The following is a 14,352-nucleotide window of genomic DNA, read 5'->3' as shown; positions in this document are numbered from 1 at the left end:
GGTGCCCTTCGACGTCAGCCGCCTGCGGCGGTTCCCGGATGTCGAGGCCCCGAACCTGCAGGCCTGGGACGCCACCGACGAGCTGCTCGTGCGGGAGGGGTTGAACGCGGGGATTCCCGGGGACCGCACGGTCGTGATCGGCGACGGGTACGGGGCGATCACGCTGGCCCTGGCGGATGCCGGGATGCACGGCATCCGTGTGCATCAGGACCTCGTGACGGGACGCCGTGCCCTCGTGCGCAACGCCGTCGCGCTCGGGCTGGTACCAGGGTCGGAGCCGGAGCCGCAGGAACGGCGTGTCGCGGCTCGACACGCCGGCGAGGCGGTCGGGGCTCCGACCGAGGGCACGGATGCCGGGCCGTTCGCCTCCCATGAGCTCGGCCCGGATCTCCTGGCCGGTGCGCGCCTCGTGCTGCTGCAGCTGCCGAAGGGTCTGGACGAGCTGGCGGAGATCGCCGATGCCGTCGCGCGCTGGGCGGAGCCCGACGTCGTCCTCATCGCCGGCGGGCGGGTCAAGCACATGACCCTCGCTCAGAACGAGGTGCTCTCCCGTCACTTCGCCGCCGTGCAGGCGCACCGCGGCGAGCGGAAGTCACGGCTCATCACGGCATCCGGGGCCCTCCCCGTGCCCGCCGACCCGCCGTTCCCCGTCACCCGGACCCGCGACGGGCTGACCCTGTGCGCCTTCGGCGGCGTGTTCGCCGGTGCGCGGGTGGACATCGGCACGCGCGTGCTGCTGGACGCCGTGCCCGACATGCCGGCCCGCGGCCGCGTCGTCGATCTGGGCTGCGGGACGGGCGTGCTCGCCGCGGCGTTCGCTCTGCGGCATCCGGACGCCGTGCTCGTCGCGACCGATCGCTCCGCCGCCGCGGTGAGGTCGGCCCGGGCGACCATGGCGGCCAACGGCCTCACCGCCCGCGTCACCGTGACCCTCGATGACGCGGGCTCGGCGCTGCCGGGTGCATCCGTCGACCTCGTGCTGCTGAACCCGCCGTTCCATCTCGGCACGAGCGTCCACTCGCGCGCCGGCGAGCGGCTCATCCTGGCCGCGGCGAGGCTGCTGCGGCCCGGTGGCGAGGTGTGGACGGTGTTCAACTCGCACCTGGATCACCGCAGGGCTCTCAGCCGCCATGTCGGACCCACGAAGCAGGTGTCGCGCACGCCGAAGTTCACCGTCACCCGCAGTGTCAGACGGGGCTGAGCCGCCCGGAATCGTCCGCGGAGCACGGTCGCGGGAACCTGCTTAACACCAGGTGAGGCCAGGAATCGAAAAATCAGATTTGCCACGGGATCAGCCATTCGTTAGCGTGGATGGGTGGTCAGGAGACCACAACACCAGTCCGCGGCCGCGTCCTTCTTTCGACCAGAGCTGTACACGAAGAGGCGTGGGCGTACGGTCGATGTTCTTTGCGGGGATCCGAAATTCCCGACCGCGCCGCCAGTACAGCGTCTGTCGAAACGGCCATGTGATCATCACCCGGGCGTAACCGAAGCAGGCTCGCCGATACCCTGAAGACCGGCGAGTCGTGCGGGGGAAACGTGTCCGAGATCGCTCTGGAAGCGCATAATCTGTACAAGGTCTTCGGTCGTAATCCGCAGCAGGCGGTCAAGCGGCTGAAGGCCGGAGAGACCCGAACCGACGTGCTCGACGCCGGCACCGCCGCCGTCATCGACGCCAGTTTCACCGTGCGGCGTGGTGAGATCTTCGTCATCATGGGGCTGTCGGGGTCGGGGAAGTCGACGATCATCCGCATGCTCAACGGGCTGCTCACGCCCACGGACGGCGAGGTGCTCGTGCAGGGCCGCAGTGTCACCGAGGCATCCGCCGCCGAGCTGCGCGACATCCGCCGCAAGTCCGTGGCCATGGTGTTCCAGCACTTCGCGCTGCTGCCGCACCGCACGGTCATCGACAACGCCGCCTACGCACTGGAGATCCAGGGGGTCCCCGCCGCGGAGCGACTGAAGCGGGCTCGGGAGATCCTCGGCAAGGTGGGTCTGGACCAGTGGGCCGACTCCTACCCCGACGAGCTGTCCGGTGGGATGCGTCAGCGGGTGGGCCTGGCCCGCGCACTCACCGCCGGCAGCGACATCCTGCTCATGGATGAGGCGTTCAGCGCGCTGGACCCGCTGATCCGCCGCGAGATGCAGGAGCAGCTCATCGAGCTGCAGCAGGAGCTGGGCCGCACGATCATCTTCATCACGCACGACCTCAACGAGGCCATGTTCCTCGGCGACCGCATCGCCGTGATGCGCGACGGGCGCATCGTGCAGCAGGGCACGCCGGAGGAGATCCTCACCGACCCCGCCAATGACTATGTGGCGCAGTTCGTGCAGGACGTGGACCGCACGCGTGTGCTCACCGCGAGCGCCGTCATGGAGCCGCCGCACGCCACCACCCCGATCAGCGCGGGGGTGCGCGGCGCGCTGCGCACCCTCCGCGAGCAGCAGAGCAGCGCGGTGTTCGCCGTCGAGAGCCGCAAGCTCATCGGCGTGGTCACCGACCGGGCCGTCATCCGGGCCGTCAAGGCCGGGAACACCGACGTCCGCGGCATCGTCGACACCAACGTGCTCACCGTCGGGCCCGATGACCTGCTCACCGACATCGTCGAGCGCGCGGTCGAGACCCCCGTGCCGCTGGCCGTCGTCGACGACAAGCGCCGCCTGATCGGCGTGATCCCGCGCGTGACGCTGCTGGCGGCGCTCGGCAACGTGCCGGCGACGACGCGCGAGATGCCCATCATCCAGACGCCGATCGACATGGTGGCCGAGTTCACTCCGCTCGTCGACCAGGTCGCGGACGCCGCTCCGGCCGCCGCCGGCTCCGCACGCGAAGGAGGCGACCGCTGATGCTCGAGTGGATCGCAGACGGTGCCCGCATCCCGCTGGGGAAGTGGGTCAAGGAGTTCATCAGCTTCCTGCAGGATTACGTCGGCTGGCTCTTCGACTTCTTCGCGATGCTGTTCGACGGCATCTACCAGGCGATGGGCTGGGTGTTCACCGAGCCGCCGGCGTGGGCCATCATCATCGTGCTGGCCGCGGTCTCGTACTTCGCCAAGGGATGGCGGCTCGCGGTGGGCACGGTGGTCGGACTGGTGCTGATCATCATGGTGAATCAGTGGGAGAACGCGATGCTCACCCTCGCGCTGACGCTGGTCGCCGTGGTCATCGCCACGGTGATCGCCATCCCCGTGGGCATCTGGGCGGCGCGCTCGCGCGCGGTGTCGAACATCGTGCGTCCGATCCTGGACTTCCTGCAGACGATGCCGGCCTTCGTGTACCTGCTGCCGGCGATCTTCCTGTTCAGCGTCGGGCCGGTGCCCGGCATCTTCGCGACGATCATGTTCGCCGTCGCCCCGGGTGTGCGGCTCACCGAACTCGGCATCCGCGGCGTCGACGAGGAGGTCGTCGAGGCCGGCAACGCGTTCGGCGCCACCCCGGGCCGCATCCTGCGGCAGATCCAGCTCCCGCTGGCGATGCCGTCGATCATGGCCGGCGTCAACCAGGTGATCATGCTCTCGCTGTCGATGTCGGTCATCGCCAGCATGGTCGGGGCACCGGGCCTCGGCCGCCCCATCATCCAGGCGCTGAGCTCGGTCAACATCCCGCTCGGTTTCGAGGCCGGGCTCGCGGTGGTCATCATCGCGATGGTCCTCGACCGCATCACGAGCGGGTTCGGACAGTCCCGCAGGGCGCGGCACGCCGGGAACGGCGGCGCTCCCGGGGAGCACTCGCAGGAGACGGATGCCGCCGAGCAGGCCTCGGTGAGTGAATAGCGCGCGACGCGAGCGTCGTGCACAAGACCGCCCGTGGTATCCCACGGGCATCCCCAACACCCGTGACACAGCACACGGGAGGAAAGGAACGATCATGAAGACGAAGAGGATCCTGAGCGCCGTCGCGCTCGGCTCCGTCGCCGCGCTGGCCCTGGCGGGCTGCGCAGGCGGTGGCAACGACCCCTCCGGCGACGCTCCCGAGGCTCCGGCGTCGAAGGACATCACGATCGGGGTGTTCAACGGCTGGCCCGAGGGCGAGGTCGCCTCCTACGTGTGGAAGCTCGCTCTGGAGGACAAGGGCTACAACGTCGACCTGCAGTACGCGGATGCGGGTCCGGTGTTCTCCGGCGTCGCCGACGGCACGTACGACATCGCGCTGGACGGCTGGCTGCCGTTCACGCACGCGGACTACTTCGAGGAGTTCGGTGACGACATCGTCGACCTCGGCGCCTGGAACGAGGACGCCCTGCTGACGATCGCCGTCAACGCGGATGCCCCGATCGACTCGCTCACCGAGCTGGCCGACCACGCCGACGAGTTCGACAACCGCCTCATCGGCATCGAGCCCGGCGCGGGCCTGACCGCGGCGACGCAGGACAACACCATCCCGACCTACGGTCTGGAGGGGATGGACTTCATCACCTCGTCGACGCCGGCGATGCTCGCCGAGCTGCAGTCCAAGCTGGAGGCGGGCGAGAACGTGGTCGTCACGCTGTGGCGTCCGCACTGGGCCTACGATGCCTTCGACATCAAGGACCTGGACGACCCGGAGAAGACCCTGGGCGAGGCCGAGTCGATCCACACCATCGTCAGCAGCACCTTCGCCGACGAGTTCCCCGAGGTCAACGAGTGGCTGAGCGGGTTCACCATGGACTCCGACGTGCTGTTCGAGCTGGAGAACGTGATGTACAACTCCGGCGAGGAGGACATCTCCGATTACACCGACATCGTCCGCGCCTGGATGGACGAGAACACGGACTGGGTCGACGGTCTGACCTCCTGACACCCGTCGCGCGATCCGTTTCGTGTTCGCGTGAATCACCGAGGCCCCCTCCGAGACTCGTCTCCCGGAGGGGGCCTCGTTCCGCTGCGGTCGTCTCAGACCTCGGCGGTGACCAGAGGGTCCGGTGCGCTCCGGGTGATCCGACCCTCGGATTCGGTCGGGAACCCGTTGCGCACCCAGTACTCGTACCCGCCGAGCAGCTCGCGGGTGTCCAGGCCGGCGGCCAGCAGCACCCGCGCCGTGGAGGCCGCGCCGTTGCATCCCGGCCCCCACCCGTAGACGATGAGGGTGCGGTCGCGGGGGAGGGCGGGGATGCCCGTCTCGAGTGCGGACACGGGCAGGTGTAGGGCTCCGGCGATGTGACCGTGGTCCCACGACGTCTGCTTCCGGGTGTCGACGAGCACTGCGGAGCCCGCGGCGACCGCGTGCGAAGCGGCGACCACGTCGATCTCGTAGCCCAGGCGGGCGTCGACGTGCGCGAGCCGCGCGGCGATCTCAGCAGTCGAGGCCATCAGCTGCGCGCCTCGTCGAGATAGGCGTAGGCGGTCACCCGTGACACGCGCAGCCGCTTCGCGATGGTCTCGATCGACTTGCGCATCTGCGTGACGCCTCGCTGGTCGAGCTTCTCGAGCACCGCGATCTTGTCGTCGCGCGACATCTGCGCGACGGGGCGACCGATCTCGGCGATGGCCTCGGTGATCATCTGGTCCATCACCGAGAGCAGGTCGGAGCCGAAGTGCTCCTGCGGGGCGTTCTCGGCGCTCACCGGCGCGACCGGCAGCAGCGCTTCGAGCATGTTGCGGGCGTGCTGGATCGGGCTGAGGTCGACGTTGATGCACAGCGAGGCGATGATGTCGCCCGCCGCGTTGTGGAAGTACACCGATGAGCTGCGCAGCTCGCGTCCGTCGCTGGTGAACGCACGGTAGCCGAACGCATCGTGGTTCCCCCGCCTGTCCTTGAGCACGTCCAGGCCCAGCGACGTCGAGGGCCCGCCGACCGAGCGGCCCGTGACATGGCCGTTCTCGATCGCCATGATCGTGTGGTCCAGGTCGACGTCGCTGCTGTCGAGATTGTGCAGCACGACCTCGACGGAAGGGCCGGCCGCGGTCGCCAGCGCGCGCATCACCGGACGGTACAGGCGCAGCACCTCCTCGGCGCTCTCGTAGGTCTGGCGAGTGGTGTCCTCCGCCAGCGCGGCTGCCGCGTTCTCCATGGCCGTTCGTGTCCTCATCGTGCCCCGAGTCTTGCAGAGATTCAGCCTTTACAAAAATTATCTAATGTAGACATTATGTCTGTCTCGTGTGTATCTTAGCGGCGACAGCACATCCCGTCGAGAGTGATCCCCGACCCGATCCCTCGCAGAGCAAGGAGGCTTCCATGTCCCAGACCGCGGCCCGACGAGGCCTGACACCCCGGCAGCGCCGGATGGTGGCAGGCGGTTCCATCGGCACGCTGATGGAGTACTACGACTACTACCTGTACGGGCTCGCCTCGGCGGCCGTCTTCCCCGCGGTCTTCTTCTCCAGCGACGACCCACTGGTGGCGCAGCTGTCCTCGTTCGCCACGTTCGCGGTCGGCTTCCTGCTGCGCCCGCTCGGCGGCGTCATCTGGGGCATCGTCGGCGATCGCGTCGGGCGCAAGGCGGTGCTGATGATCACCGTCGTCGGAATGGGCATCGCCACCACGGGCATCGGGCTCATCCCGCCGGACCACCGGATCGGCATCGCCGCGCCGCTCCTGCTGCTGCTGTGCCGCATGTTCCAGGGCTTCTTCGTCGGCGGCGAGATGGGCGGGGCGGCGACGATGGTCGTCGAGAACGCGCCGACCGGCAAGCACGGTCTGTACGGGGCGTTCCTGATCTCGGGCGCCGGCATCGCCAACGTCGTCTCGGGCGGACTGATGGCCGCGCTGGGACTCACCCCCGGCTCGTGGTTCATCGAGTGGGGGTGGCGCATCCCCTTCGTCTTCTCGATCGTCCTGGCCGTCATCGCGGTCGTGCTGAGGAGCAAGCTCGAGGAGTCCGAAGAGTTCGTCCAGACCCAGACCCTGCAGGTCGCCGCCACGGGCAGGAAGGCCAATCCGCTCATCGAGGTGTTCCGGCACCCGAAGAACACGATCATGGGCATCCTCATCGGCCTTCCGCAGTCCATCGCGGGCTACGTCATCCTCACCTACGGGCTCGGGTTCATGGTGTCGAACAAGCACCTGCCCGCGTGGATGGGCTTCGCGGGCACGATGATCGTGGGTCTGCTGCAGATCGTCGTCGCGCCGCTGTGGGGCCACATCTCCGATCGCATCGGCCGTCGCACGGTCTACATCATCGGATGCCTCGGCTTCGCCGCCATGGTCTACCCGGCGTTCGCGCTGTTCAGCACCGGAAACATGTGGCTGATCTGGCTCGGTCAGATCCTCGGCTTCGTCGTGTTCGGTGTGGCCATGCAGGCGACGCTGTCGACGATGCTCGTGGAGATGTTCGACGCGGAGGCGCGGACGACTGGCGTGAACATCGGGTACCAGTTCTCCAACACCCTCGGCGGCGGATTCGCACCGCTGATCTGCACGGCCCTGGTCGCTGCCGCCGGTGGGGCGTTCTGGCCGGTCGTGGCGTACTCGGCGGTCATCGCGATCGTGGGAGTGATCGCCACGCTCGTGGCATCCATCCGCCCCGATGTGGAGGGCGCGGGCCGTCTGCACGAGCTCGCCGGCACCGGCGCCCGCTGACGCCGACCACCCCGCTTCATCCGCTCACATGCGTCGAGAGCACAGGACTGCGCCGGATGCGCGACCCGTTCAGAGGAACGGGTCGCGCACCCGGCGCCGCGCCCTGCCCGTGCCGTGCCTGCGGCTGCGGCGCGAGGGGGAGGGCGGATGCCGTCAGGCCAGCAGCGCGGCCAGCGCCGGAAGCTGGGCCTCGTCCTCGAGCGCGGAGCCGACGGCCACCACGCGCACGCCGGCATCCAGGAACTCCCGGGCGTTGGTGGAGCCCATGCCGCCGGTGGCGACGAACCTCGCCTGTGGGAACGGCCCGCGCATCGCGGGGAACCAGCCGGTGCCCAGCAGCGAGGCCGGGAACGCCTTCATCCAGGTGAGCCCCTCGCTCAGCGCGCGCTGCACCTCGGTGGCGGTGGAGACGCCCGGCAGGGACGGCATGCCCGCGGCGTGCGACGCGCGCACGATCTCGATGTCCAGCCCCGGGCTCACGGTGAACGCGGCGCCGGCGCCGGCGGCCTGGCGCACGTGCTCGGGCGCGATCACGGTGCCGGCCCCGACGACCAGCCCGCGCTCGCGGGCGGCGTCGGCGACGACGCGGAGCGCCTCGACGTCGGTGGGCGTCTGCACGGGCACCTCGACGGCCGTGATGCCCAGGTCCCACGCGCGCGTGGCGGTCGCGAGCGTGCGCTCGACCCCCATGCCGCGCAGGATCGCCATGAGCGGCGCGTTGCCGAAGAGCTGCTCGAATGCGGAGTTGTCTGTCATGTTCGGATCCTGTTCACTTCGTGGAGGGGCGCTCGCTCGGCATGGCGGGGGTGCCGTCATCGGGCGGGACGTCGTCGGTGGACTGCAGCACCAGGTGCGCACGGCGATGGCCGGAGGCCAGTCTCTGTGCAGCGCCCGCGCCCTGCAGGAGTGCGCACAGGTAGCCGGCGGCGAACGCGTCGCCGGCGCCCACGGCCTCGACCACCTCGGTCCTGATCGCGGGTGCGAAGGTGCGCGCGTCGGCGCCGCCGCGGCTGTCGAACTCCGTCGCGCCCACATCGCCGTCCTTGACGACGAGCAGGCCGGGCTCGGGCAGCAGCGCGCGCACGGCGTCGGCGTCGGCGGTGCCCCACAGTCCGTCGGCCTCGTCGAGGCCGACCAGCACGATGTCGGCGCGCCGGGCGAGCGTGAGCAGAGCGGATGCCGCCTCACCCGGCTCCCAGAGGACCGGGCGGTGGTTCACGTCGAAGCTGACGAGGCCGGGTGCGGTCGCCATGCGATCGAGCACGCTCTCGACGAGGTCCGCGCAGCTGCGGGAGAGCGCCGGGGTGATGCCGGACACGTGCACGATCTCGGCCTGCTCGAGCGGCACGGAGGCGAGGTTGTCGGGGCTCATCGCGGCCGCCGCGGAGCCGCGCCGGTAGTAGAGCACGCCGCGACCGGGATCCTTGAAGTAGACGCCCGTCGGGGCATCCGGGTCGCTCGTGACCCAGCCGACGTCCACGCCGTGCCGGGCGACCTCATCGCGCACGCGCTCGCCGAGCGCATCGTCTCCGAGGGCGCTGATCCATGCGGTGGGGATGCCCAGCCGTGCGGCGTGCACGGCGACGTTCGACTCCGCACCGCCGACGAGCAGGCGCACGTCCTGCGCGGTGGCCAGCTGCTCGGCGTGCGCCGGGGTGACCAGAGCCATCGTCTCGCCGATCGTGATCAGGCGTGGTGCGGATGCGTCGGGCATGGTTACCATGATGAGGCGACATGTGCAGTCCCTGCAACGTCTGTTGCAATATACGCACAAGAAGGAGAACGGGTGTCACGATGAACGATGACGAACAGCTGCTCACGGCCCGCGACAAGGGGATCCCGGCGCGGGCCGTCGGGATGACGGCATCCGCCTTCCTCGCGACCGAGCCGCGCCTCGACGAGTTCTGGACGCCGCTGGTCGTGCTCGACGACTCCGCCATGCGCGCGAACGTCGCCACGATGGCGGCCTGGTGCGCGCAGCGGGGGCTGCAGATCATGCCCCACGGCAAGACGACCATGGTGCCCGAGCTGTGGAAGCGGCAGACGGATGCCGGGGCGCTCGGCATCACCCTGGCGACCATGGGGCAGGTGCGCACCGGCCGCGACCTGGGTCTGGACTCGATCATGCTCGCCAACTCCGCCGTCGACCCCCGCTCGCTCGCATGGTTGGCCGGCGAGCTCGCCGACCCCGACTTCCGCTTCGTGTGCTGGGCGGACTCGGTGGCCACCGTCGACGCCATGGAGCGTGCGCTGCGCGGGGTGGACCCGGCCCGTCCGATCGACGTGTGCGTCGAACTGGGGGCGGCCGGCGGGCGCACCGGTGCGCGCACGCCCGAGGACGCGATGGCGGTCGCGCGGCGCCTGGCGGCATCCGAGGTGCTGCGCCTCGCCGGCGTCGCCGGCTACGAGGGAAGCCTCGCGCACGACCGCTCCGAGCAGGGCCTCGCCGCCGTGCGCGCCTACCTCCAGGCGCAGCTGGAGCTGCACCGCGCGCTCGCGCCGCTGTACGACGAGGGCGAGCTGTACGTCACGGCGGGCGGCAGCGCCTACTTCGATATCGTCGCCGAGGTGTGGGGCGGCGCCGAGCGAGACGCCCGCACGCACTTCACGCTGCGCTCGGGGGCGTACATCGTGCACGACGACGGCTTCTACCGCGGCATCTCGCCGTTCGACGAGGGCGGACCCGGGCTGCCGGACGGGCCGCACTTCGTCAGCGCGATGCACGGCATCGCCCGCGTGGTCTCCAGCCCCGAGCCGGGGCTGGCGCTGGTGGACGCCGGCAAGCGGGACTTCCCCTACGACGAGGGCCTGCCCATCCCGCGCGCCACCGCCGACGAGCTCGCCGGGCCCTGGCATCCGGTCGACGCCACCGTCTCGGCGATGAACGACCAACACACCTATGTGCGCCCCGCCCAGCCGCTCGCCGTCGGCTCCGTCGTGCGGTTCGGGCTCTCCCATCCCTGCACGGCGTTCGACAAGTGGCGGGTGCTGCCGGTCGTCGAGAACGTGGAGTCCGGCGCGGTGACCGGCCTGATCCGCACGTGGTTCTGAGGAGCGGCGTGATGCTGGAGAGCAGGATGTCTCGCACGGTCCTCCGCGGCGGCTCGATCGCCGCACCCGACGGCCTCGTCCGCGCCGATGTGGCGTTCGAGGGCGATCTCATCACCGAGGTCGGCGCGGTGCCGCCGCGGGAGGGGGATGCCGTCGTCGACGCCGCCGGGCGGCTGATCCTGCCCGGGTTCGTCGACGCGCACTCGCACGCCGACGGCCTGCTGCGCGACCCCGACGTGACCAGGGCGCTGCTGCGGCAGGGCGTGACGACGGTCATCGGCGGACAGGACGGCATCTCCTACGCGCCCGGCGACGGCTCCTACGCGAGCGCCTACTTCGCGGCCATCAACGGCCCGCATCCGACCTACCGCGGTGGCGGGGTGGCCGCGCTCCTGGCATCCGTCGACGGGGCCTCTCCGGTGAACGCGGGGTATCTCGTCCCCGCCGGCACGGTGCGCTTCGAGGTGTGCGGCAGGCGCGAGGGGGCGGCGTCGGATGCCGAGCGCGCACGCATGGGCGAGCTCGTCGCGCAGGGGATGGCGGAAGGGGCGCTCGGGCTGTCGACCGGCCTGGACTACGTGCCGGGCATCTTCCAGGATGCCGCGGAGATCGCCGCGCTGTGCGTGCCGGTGGCCAGCGCCGGCGGCGTGTACGTCAGCCACATGCGCGGCGGATACGAGAACAACACGGCGGCGGGGATCGACGAGATGCGCGCGATCTCCGAGGCCGCGTCGCGAGCGGCGGGAGCGCCGCTGCCCGTGCACGTGTCGCACCTGCACGCGGATGCCGACATCGTCCTGACCCAGATCGATGCGCTCGCCGAGGCGGGGGTGGATGCGACCTTCGACGCCTACCCGTACATCCGCGGCTGCACGCTGTTGGGCATGCCGTTGCTGCCGCCGGAGATCTCGGCGCTGGAGACCGATGAGATCGTCGCGCGCCTCACCGACCCGTCCGGGCGGGACGCCCTGCGCGAGACGTGCGTGCAGCGCGCCTCGCACAGCCCGAGTCTCGGCCCGGACTGGCCCGACATGATCGCGCTGGCGCACATCGCGGCATCCGCGTTCGCGTGGGCGCACGGCCTCACCCTGCGCGAGGCCGCAGCCCGCGCCGGCGCCGATCCGATGGACTTCGCGTTCGACGTGCTCGCGGCATCCCGCATGGAGAGCAGCGCCGTCATGGCCGTGCACAATCCGCGTCCGGACGGCGAGCTGGCGCGCATCTTCGCGCACCCCGCGCACACGGGAGGCTCGGACGGCATCTTCATCGGCGCACACCCGCATCCCCGGGCGGCGGGGTCGTTCGCCCGGTATCTGCGCGTGTTCGTGCGCGAGCTGGGCACCTGGTCGTGGGCGGATGCCGTGCATCACCTCTCCGCGCAGCCGGCCGACCGGTTCGGGCTCGGGCGCCGGGGCGTGATCGAGGCCGGCGCGGTCGCCGATGTGCTGCTGGTGGATCCCGAGACCGTGGCGGACGCCGCGACCTACGAGCGGCCGACGGAGCCCGCCGTGGGGATCGACGACGTGTTCGTCGCGGGCGTGCAGGTGCTCGCCGGAGGCGAGCTCACCGGCGCGCTGCCCGGCCGCGGCCTGCGCAGGGAAGGGGCCTGACCATGTCGCAGAGTGTGGAGAGAGCGGCCAGCATCCTCGAGGCGCTCGCCGCGCAGCCGGCGACGGTGATCGAACTCGCCGAACGGTTCGGCATCCATCGCTCGACCATGTTCCGCGAGCTGCAGAGCCTGGAGCAGGTCGGGTTCGTGCGCCGCCAGGCCGACGGCACCTACGTCGTCGGGATCCGGCTCGCCGTGCTGGGCGGTGCGGCGCTCGAGCAGCTCGACCTGCGCGACGCCGCGTACGCGCACCTGCGACGACTGCACGGCATCGTCGGCAACACCCTGCATCTGGGCGCGCTCATAGGCGACGAGATCGTCTACGTCGACAAGGTGGAGGACGCCTCGGGGGTGCGGATGTACTCGCGCGTCGGTGCCGCCGTGCGGCCGCACTGCAGCGGCATCGGCAAGGCGGTGCTCGCGGAGCTGCCCGTCGACCGGCGCGACAGCGTGCTGGCCGGCTGCGACTGGCATCCGTACACGGCGAACACCCTCACCAGCCGCGCCGCCCTCGACGCCGACCTGGCCGTGACCGCGCGCCGCGGCTGGGCGTTCGACGACGCCGAGTTCGAGGACTTCGTGGGCTGCGTGGCCGTGCCCATCGTGACGGCCGCGGGGGTGGTGGGGGCGCTGTCCCTCACCGCGCTGCGCGTCGCCCAGAGCCGCCGACAGCTCGAACAGCGCGTGCCCATCCTGCGGGAGACGGCCGCCGCGATCTCCCACCAGCTGGGATGAGCAGAACCGACAACACAGAACCGACAACAGAAGGAGAAGAACATGCCCAAGACAGGCTTCCACGCCGAAGGCGCCCCCGCCCCCGCAGGCCCGTACAGCCACGGGGTGGTCGCCAACGGCTTCCTGTACACGGCGGGCTTCGGCCCGCAGGACGCCGCCAACGACAACGCGATCGCCGACAACGTGGGCGACCAGACCCGCCAGGTGCTGCGCAACATCGAGAAGGTGCTCGCCGTGCACGACCTGACCATGGCCGACGTGGTCAAGACGACCGTGCACCTGCAGGACCTCGGCGACTTCGCGGAGTTCAACGAGGCGTACGCCGAATTCTTCCAGGCGCCCTACCCGGTGCGCACGACCGTCGGCTCGCAGTTGGCGAACATCCTCGTCGAGATCGACGTGGTCGCCGCCCTCCCGCAGGCCTGACGGCGAGCCGACGCCTGCAGCACGGGTCGCCCGGCCTGGTCGTTCAGACCGCGACCGGGCGGCCGGTCGCCAGGGACGCGTACGCCGCGTCCACGAGGGCGACGGCCGCGACGCCGTCGGCGGGCGCGACCCGGGCATCCGCTCCGGTGCGGACGGCGTGCAGGACGTCGGCGAGCTGCTCCCGGTGCGGATCGGCGACGGATGCCGGGCTGCCGGCCGCGTCACCGGCCGCGCCGGGCTCGGCGGCCTCGTCGGTGTCCACGGACAGCGAGCCGTGCTCGCCCACGAGTGACGCCTCGGAGTGGAACCGCGTGCCGGGCTCGGACCAGTCCCCGCGGATGTGGCTGATCGCCCCCTGGCGGTGCGTGAGAGTGACCTGCGCCGAGACCGGCGGCTGCACGATCCCGTCCGTCGCCGGCGGGTCCTGCGTCGCCGACACCTCGGCGACCGGGCCCGCCAACCACAGCGCCTGGTCGAGGTCGTGGATCATCAGGTCGCGGATGAGGCCGCCGCCGGCGTCCTGCGAGTAGAACCAGGCGGACTCCGGCGCCGCGACCGTGCGCCGGAAGGTCAGCTCCGCGAGCGCGCCGATCGAGGCGCGCTGCTCGTGCAGTCGCCGGTAGCCCTCGACGTAGCGCACGACGTGCGCGGGGAACAGCCTCACACCCGCCGACGCTGCGGCATCCGCCAGCTCCTGCGCCTGTGCGGCGTTCGCGGCCAGCGGCTTCTCGCACACCACGTGCCTGCCCGCCGCGAACGCGCGGCGGGCGATGTCCGGATGCGTGAGGGTGGGGCTGACGATGTCGACGATCTCGGCTCCGGCGATGAGCTCGTCCAGATCGTCGACGACGCGGATGCCGTAGCGTGCGGCCAGGGCATCCGCCCCCGTGCGGCGCAGGATGGCGACCGCCGCATCCAGGGCCAGCCAGCCCTCGATGTGCGAGGGGGCGATCCCACCCGATCCGACGATCCCGATCCGCGGCGTGCCGTCCATGACGCCGAGCCTACGTCGCCGCGCGTCCGGGCGAGACCCC

The 14,352-nt window shown here is 70.8% G+C and carries 14 protein-coding genes; 9 read left to right on the top strand and 5 right to left on the bottom strand.

Annotated features, from left to right (window positions below):
• Position 1: 1 nt before the first annotated feature.
• From ABD770_RS05405 to ABD770_RS05390, 4 genes are all read left to right on the top strand, one after another.
• Positions 2-1,201 (top strand): class I SAM-dependent methyltransferase, encoded by a 1,200-nt coding sequence (locus ABD770_RS05405; protein ID WP_344818501.1) that lies wholly within the window; start codon positions 2-4, stop codon positions 1,199-1,201.
• Positions 1,202-1,539: 338 nt separating this feature from the next.
• On the top strand, positions 1,540-2,847 hold the full coding sequence (locus ABD770_RS05400) for a quaternary amine ABC transporter ATP-binding protein (RefSeq protein ID WP_344818500.1): 1,308 nt from the start codon (positions 1,540-1,542) through the stop codon (positions 2,845-2,847).
• Positions 2,847-3,773, top strand: a complete 927-nt coding sequence (locus tag ABD770_RS05395) for an ABC transporter permease (RefSeq protein WP_344818499.1) — start codon at positions 2,847-2,849, stop codon at positions 3,771-3,773. Before ABD770_RS05400 ends, ABD770_RS05395 begins: the two co-directional genes overlap by 1 nt.
• 94 nt (positions 3,774-3,867) lie before the next feature.
• Entirely contained in the window at positions 3,868-4,776 is a 909-nt protein-coding gene (locus ABD770_RS05390; RefSeq protein ID WP_344818498.1) for a glycine betaine ABC transporter substrate-binding protein, read from the top strand.
• A gap of 95 nt (positions 4,777-4,871) precedes the next feature.
• Here the strand turns inward: ABD770_RS05390 and ABD770_RS05385 are convergent, their stop codons facing one another.
• Positions 4,872-5,288 (bottom strand): rhodanese-like domain-containing protein, encoded by a 417-nt coding sequence (locus ABD770_RS05385; protein WP_344818497.1) that lies wholly within the window; start codon positions 5,286-5,288, stop codon positions 4,872-4,874.
• Entirely contained in the window at positions 5,288-6,007 is a 720-nt protein-coding gene (locus tag ABD770_RS05380) for a helix-turn-helix transcriptional regulator (RefSeq protein ID WP_344818495.1), read from the bottom strand. Before ABD770_RS05380 ends, ABD770_RS05385 begins: the two co-directional genes overlap by 1 nt.
• Before the next feature lie 146 nt (positions 6,008-6,153).
• Between ABD770_RS05380 and ABD770_RS05375 the strand changes: the two genes are divergently transcribed.
• The gene (locus ABD770_RS05375) at positions 6,154-7,497 is read left to right on the top strand and encodes an MFS transporter (RefSeq protein WP_344818494.1); all 1,344 of its coding nucleotides are present in this window, start codon (positions 6,154-6,156) and stop codon (positions 7,495-7,497) included.
• Between the two features lie 153 nt (positions 7,498-7,650).
• On the opposite strand, the gene ABD770_RS05370 is transcribed toward ABD770_RS05375, so the two are convergent.
• Positions 7,651-8,253, bottom strand: coding sequence for a bifunctional 4-hydroxy-2-oxoglutarate aldolase/2-dehydro-3-deoxy-phosphogluconate aldolase (locus ABD770_RS05370; RefSeq protein WP_344818492.1), 603 nt, complete (start codon positions 8,251-8,253; stop codon positions 7,651-7,653).
• 13 nt (positions 8,254-8,266) lie between these two features.
• Positions 8,267-9,211: a sugar kinase gene (locus tag ABD770_RS05365; protein ID WP_344818491.1), complete on the bottom strand. Its 945-nt coding sequence runs from the start codon at positions 9,209-9,211 to the stop codon at positions 8,267-8,269.
• Positions 9,212-9,291: 80 nt separating this feature from the next.
• Here ABD770_RS05365 and ABD770_RS05360 point away from each other — a divergent pair, with 80 nt between their 5' ends.
• Genes ABD770_RS05360 through ABD770_RS05345 form a run of 4 tightly spaced genes read left to right on the top strand, consistent with a single transcriptional unit; the run spans position 9,292 to position 13,318 of the window.
• Positions 9,292-10,548: an alanine racemase gene (locus tag ABD770_RS05360; protein ID WP_344818490.1), complete on the top strand. Its 1,257-nt coding sequence runs from the start codon at positions 9,292-9,294 to the stop codon at positions 10,546-10,548.
• Positions 10,549-10,559: 11 nt separating this feature from the next.
• Positions 10,560-12,158 (top strand): N-acyl-D-amino-acid deacylase family protein, encoded by a 1,599-nt coding sequence (locus ABD770_RS05355; RefSeq protein ID WP_344818489.1) that lies wholly within the window; start codon positions 10,560-10,562, stop codon positions 12,156-12,158.
• A gap of 2 nt (positions 12,159-12,160) precedes the next feature.
• Positions 12,161-12,892, top strand: coding sequence for an IclR family transcriptional regulator (locus ABD770_RS05350; protein WP_344818487.1), 732 nt, complete (start codon positions 12,161-12,163; stop codon positions 12,890-12,892).
• 42 nt (positions 12,893-12,934) lie between these two features.
• A complete protein-coding gene (locus ABD770_RS05345) occupies positions 12,935-13,318 on the top strand; it encodes a RidA family protein (protein WP_344818486.1) in 384 nt (127 codons plus the stop codon).
• A gap of 43 nt (positions 13,319-13,361) precedes the next feature.
• Here the strand turns inward: ABD770_RS05345 and ABD770_RS05340 are convergent, their stop codons facing one another.
• The gene (locus tag ABD770_RS05340; RefSeq protein WP_344818485.1) at positions 13,362-14,312 is read right to left on the bottom strand and encodes a Gfo/Idh/MocA family protein; all 951 of its coding nucleotides are present in this window, start codon (positions 14,310-14,312) and stop codon (positions 13,362-13,364) included.
• Between the last annotated feature and the right edge of the window lie 40 nt (positions 14,313-14,352).

It is taken from the genome of Microbacterium soli (assembly GCF_039539005.1).
Taxonomy (GTDB): Bacteria; Actinomycetota; Actinomycetes; order Actinomycetales; family Microbacteriaceae; genus Microbacterium; species Microbacterium soli.
Note: the sequence above shows the minus strand (reverse complement) of the source record. Positions and strands in the feature narration are given on the sequence as shown.

Excerpts from the sequence above, each read along its gene's own strand:
- ABD770_RS05370 (WP_344818492.1), bottom strand. The coding sequence starts at position 8,253 with ATGACAGACAACTCCGCATTCGAGCAGCTCTTCGGCAACGCGCCGCTC.
- ABD770_RS05385 (WP_344818497.1), bottom strand. The coding sequence starts at position 5,288 with ATGGCCTCGACTGCTGAGATCGCCGCGCGGCTCGCGCACGTCGACGCC.
- ABD770_RS05380 (WP_344818495.1), bottom strand. The coding sequence starts at position 6,007 with ATGAGGACACGAACGGCCATGGAGAACGCGGCAGCCGCGCTGGCGGAG.
- ABD770_RS05355 (WP_344818489.1), top strand. The coding sequence starts at position 10,560 with ATGCTGGAGAGCAGGATGTCTCGCACGGTCCTCCGCGGCGGCTCGATC.
- ABD770_RS05395 (WP_344818499.1), top strand. The coding sequence starts at position 2,847 with ATGCTCGAGTGGATCGCAGACGGTGCCCGCATCCCGCTGGGGAAGTGG.
- ABD770_RS05365 (WP_344818491.1), bottom strand. The coding sequence starts at position 9,211 with ATGCCCGACGCATCCGCACCACGCCTGATCACGATCGGCGAGACGATG.
- ABD770_RS05390 (WP_344818498.1), top strand. The coding sequence starts at position 3,868 with ATGAAGACGAAGAGGATCCTGAGCGCCGTCGCGCTCGGCTCCGTCGCC.
- ABD770_RS05360 (WP_344818490.1), top strand. The coding sequence starts at position 9,292 with ATGAACGATGACGAACAGCTGCTCACGGCCCGCGACAAGGGGATCCCG.
- ABD770_RS05345 (WP_344818486.1), top strand. The coding sequence starts at position 12,935 with ATGCCCAAGACAGGCTTCCACGCCGAAGGCGCCCCCGCCCCCGCAGGC.
- ABD770_RS05340 (WP_344818485.1), bottom strand. The coding sequence starts at position 14,312 with ATGGACGGCACGCCGCGGATCGGGATCGTCGGATCGGGTGGGATCGCC.
- ABD770_RS05375 (WP_344818494.1), top strand. The coding sequence starts at position 6,154 with ATGTCCCAGACCGCGGCCCGACGAGGCCTGACACCCCGGCAGCGCCGG.
- ABD770_RS05350 (WP_344818487.1), top strand. The coding sequence starts at position 12,161 with ATGTCGCAGAGTGTGGAGAGAGCGGCCAGCATCCTCGAGGCGCTCGCC.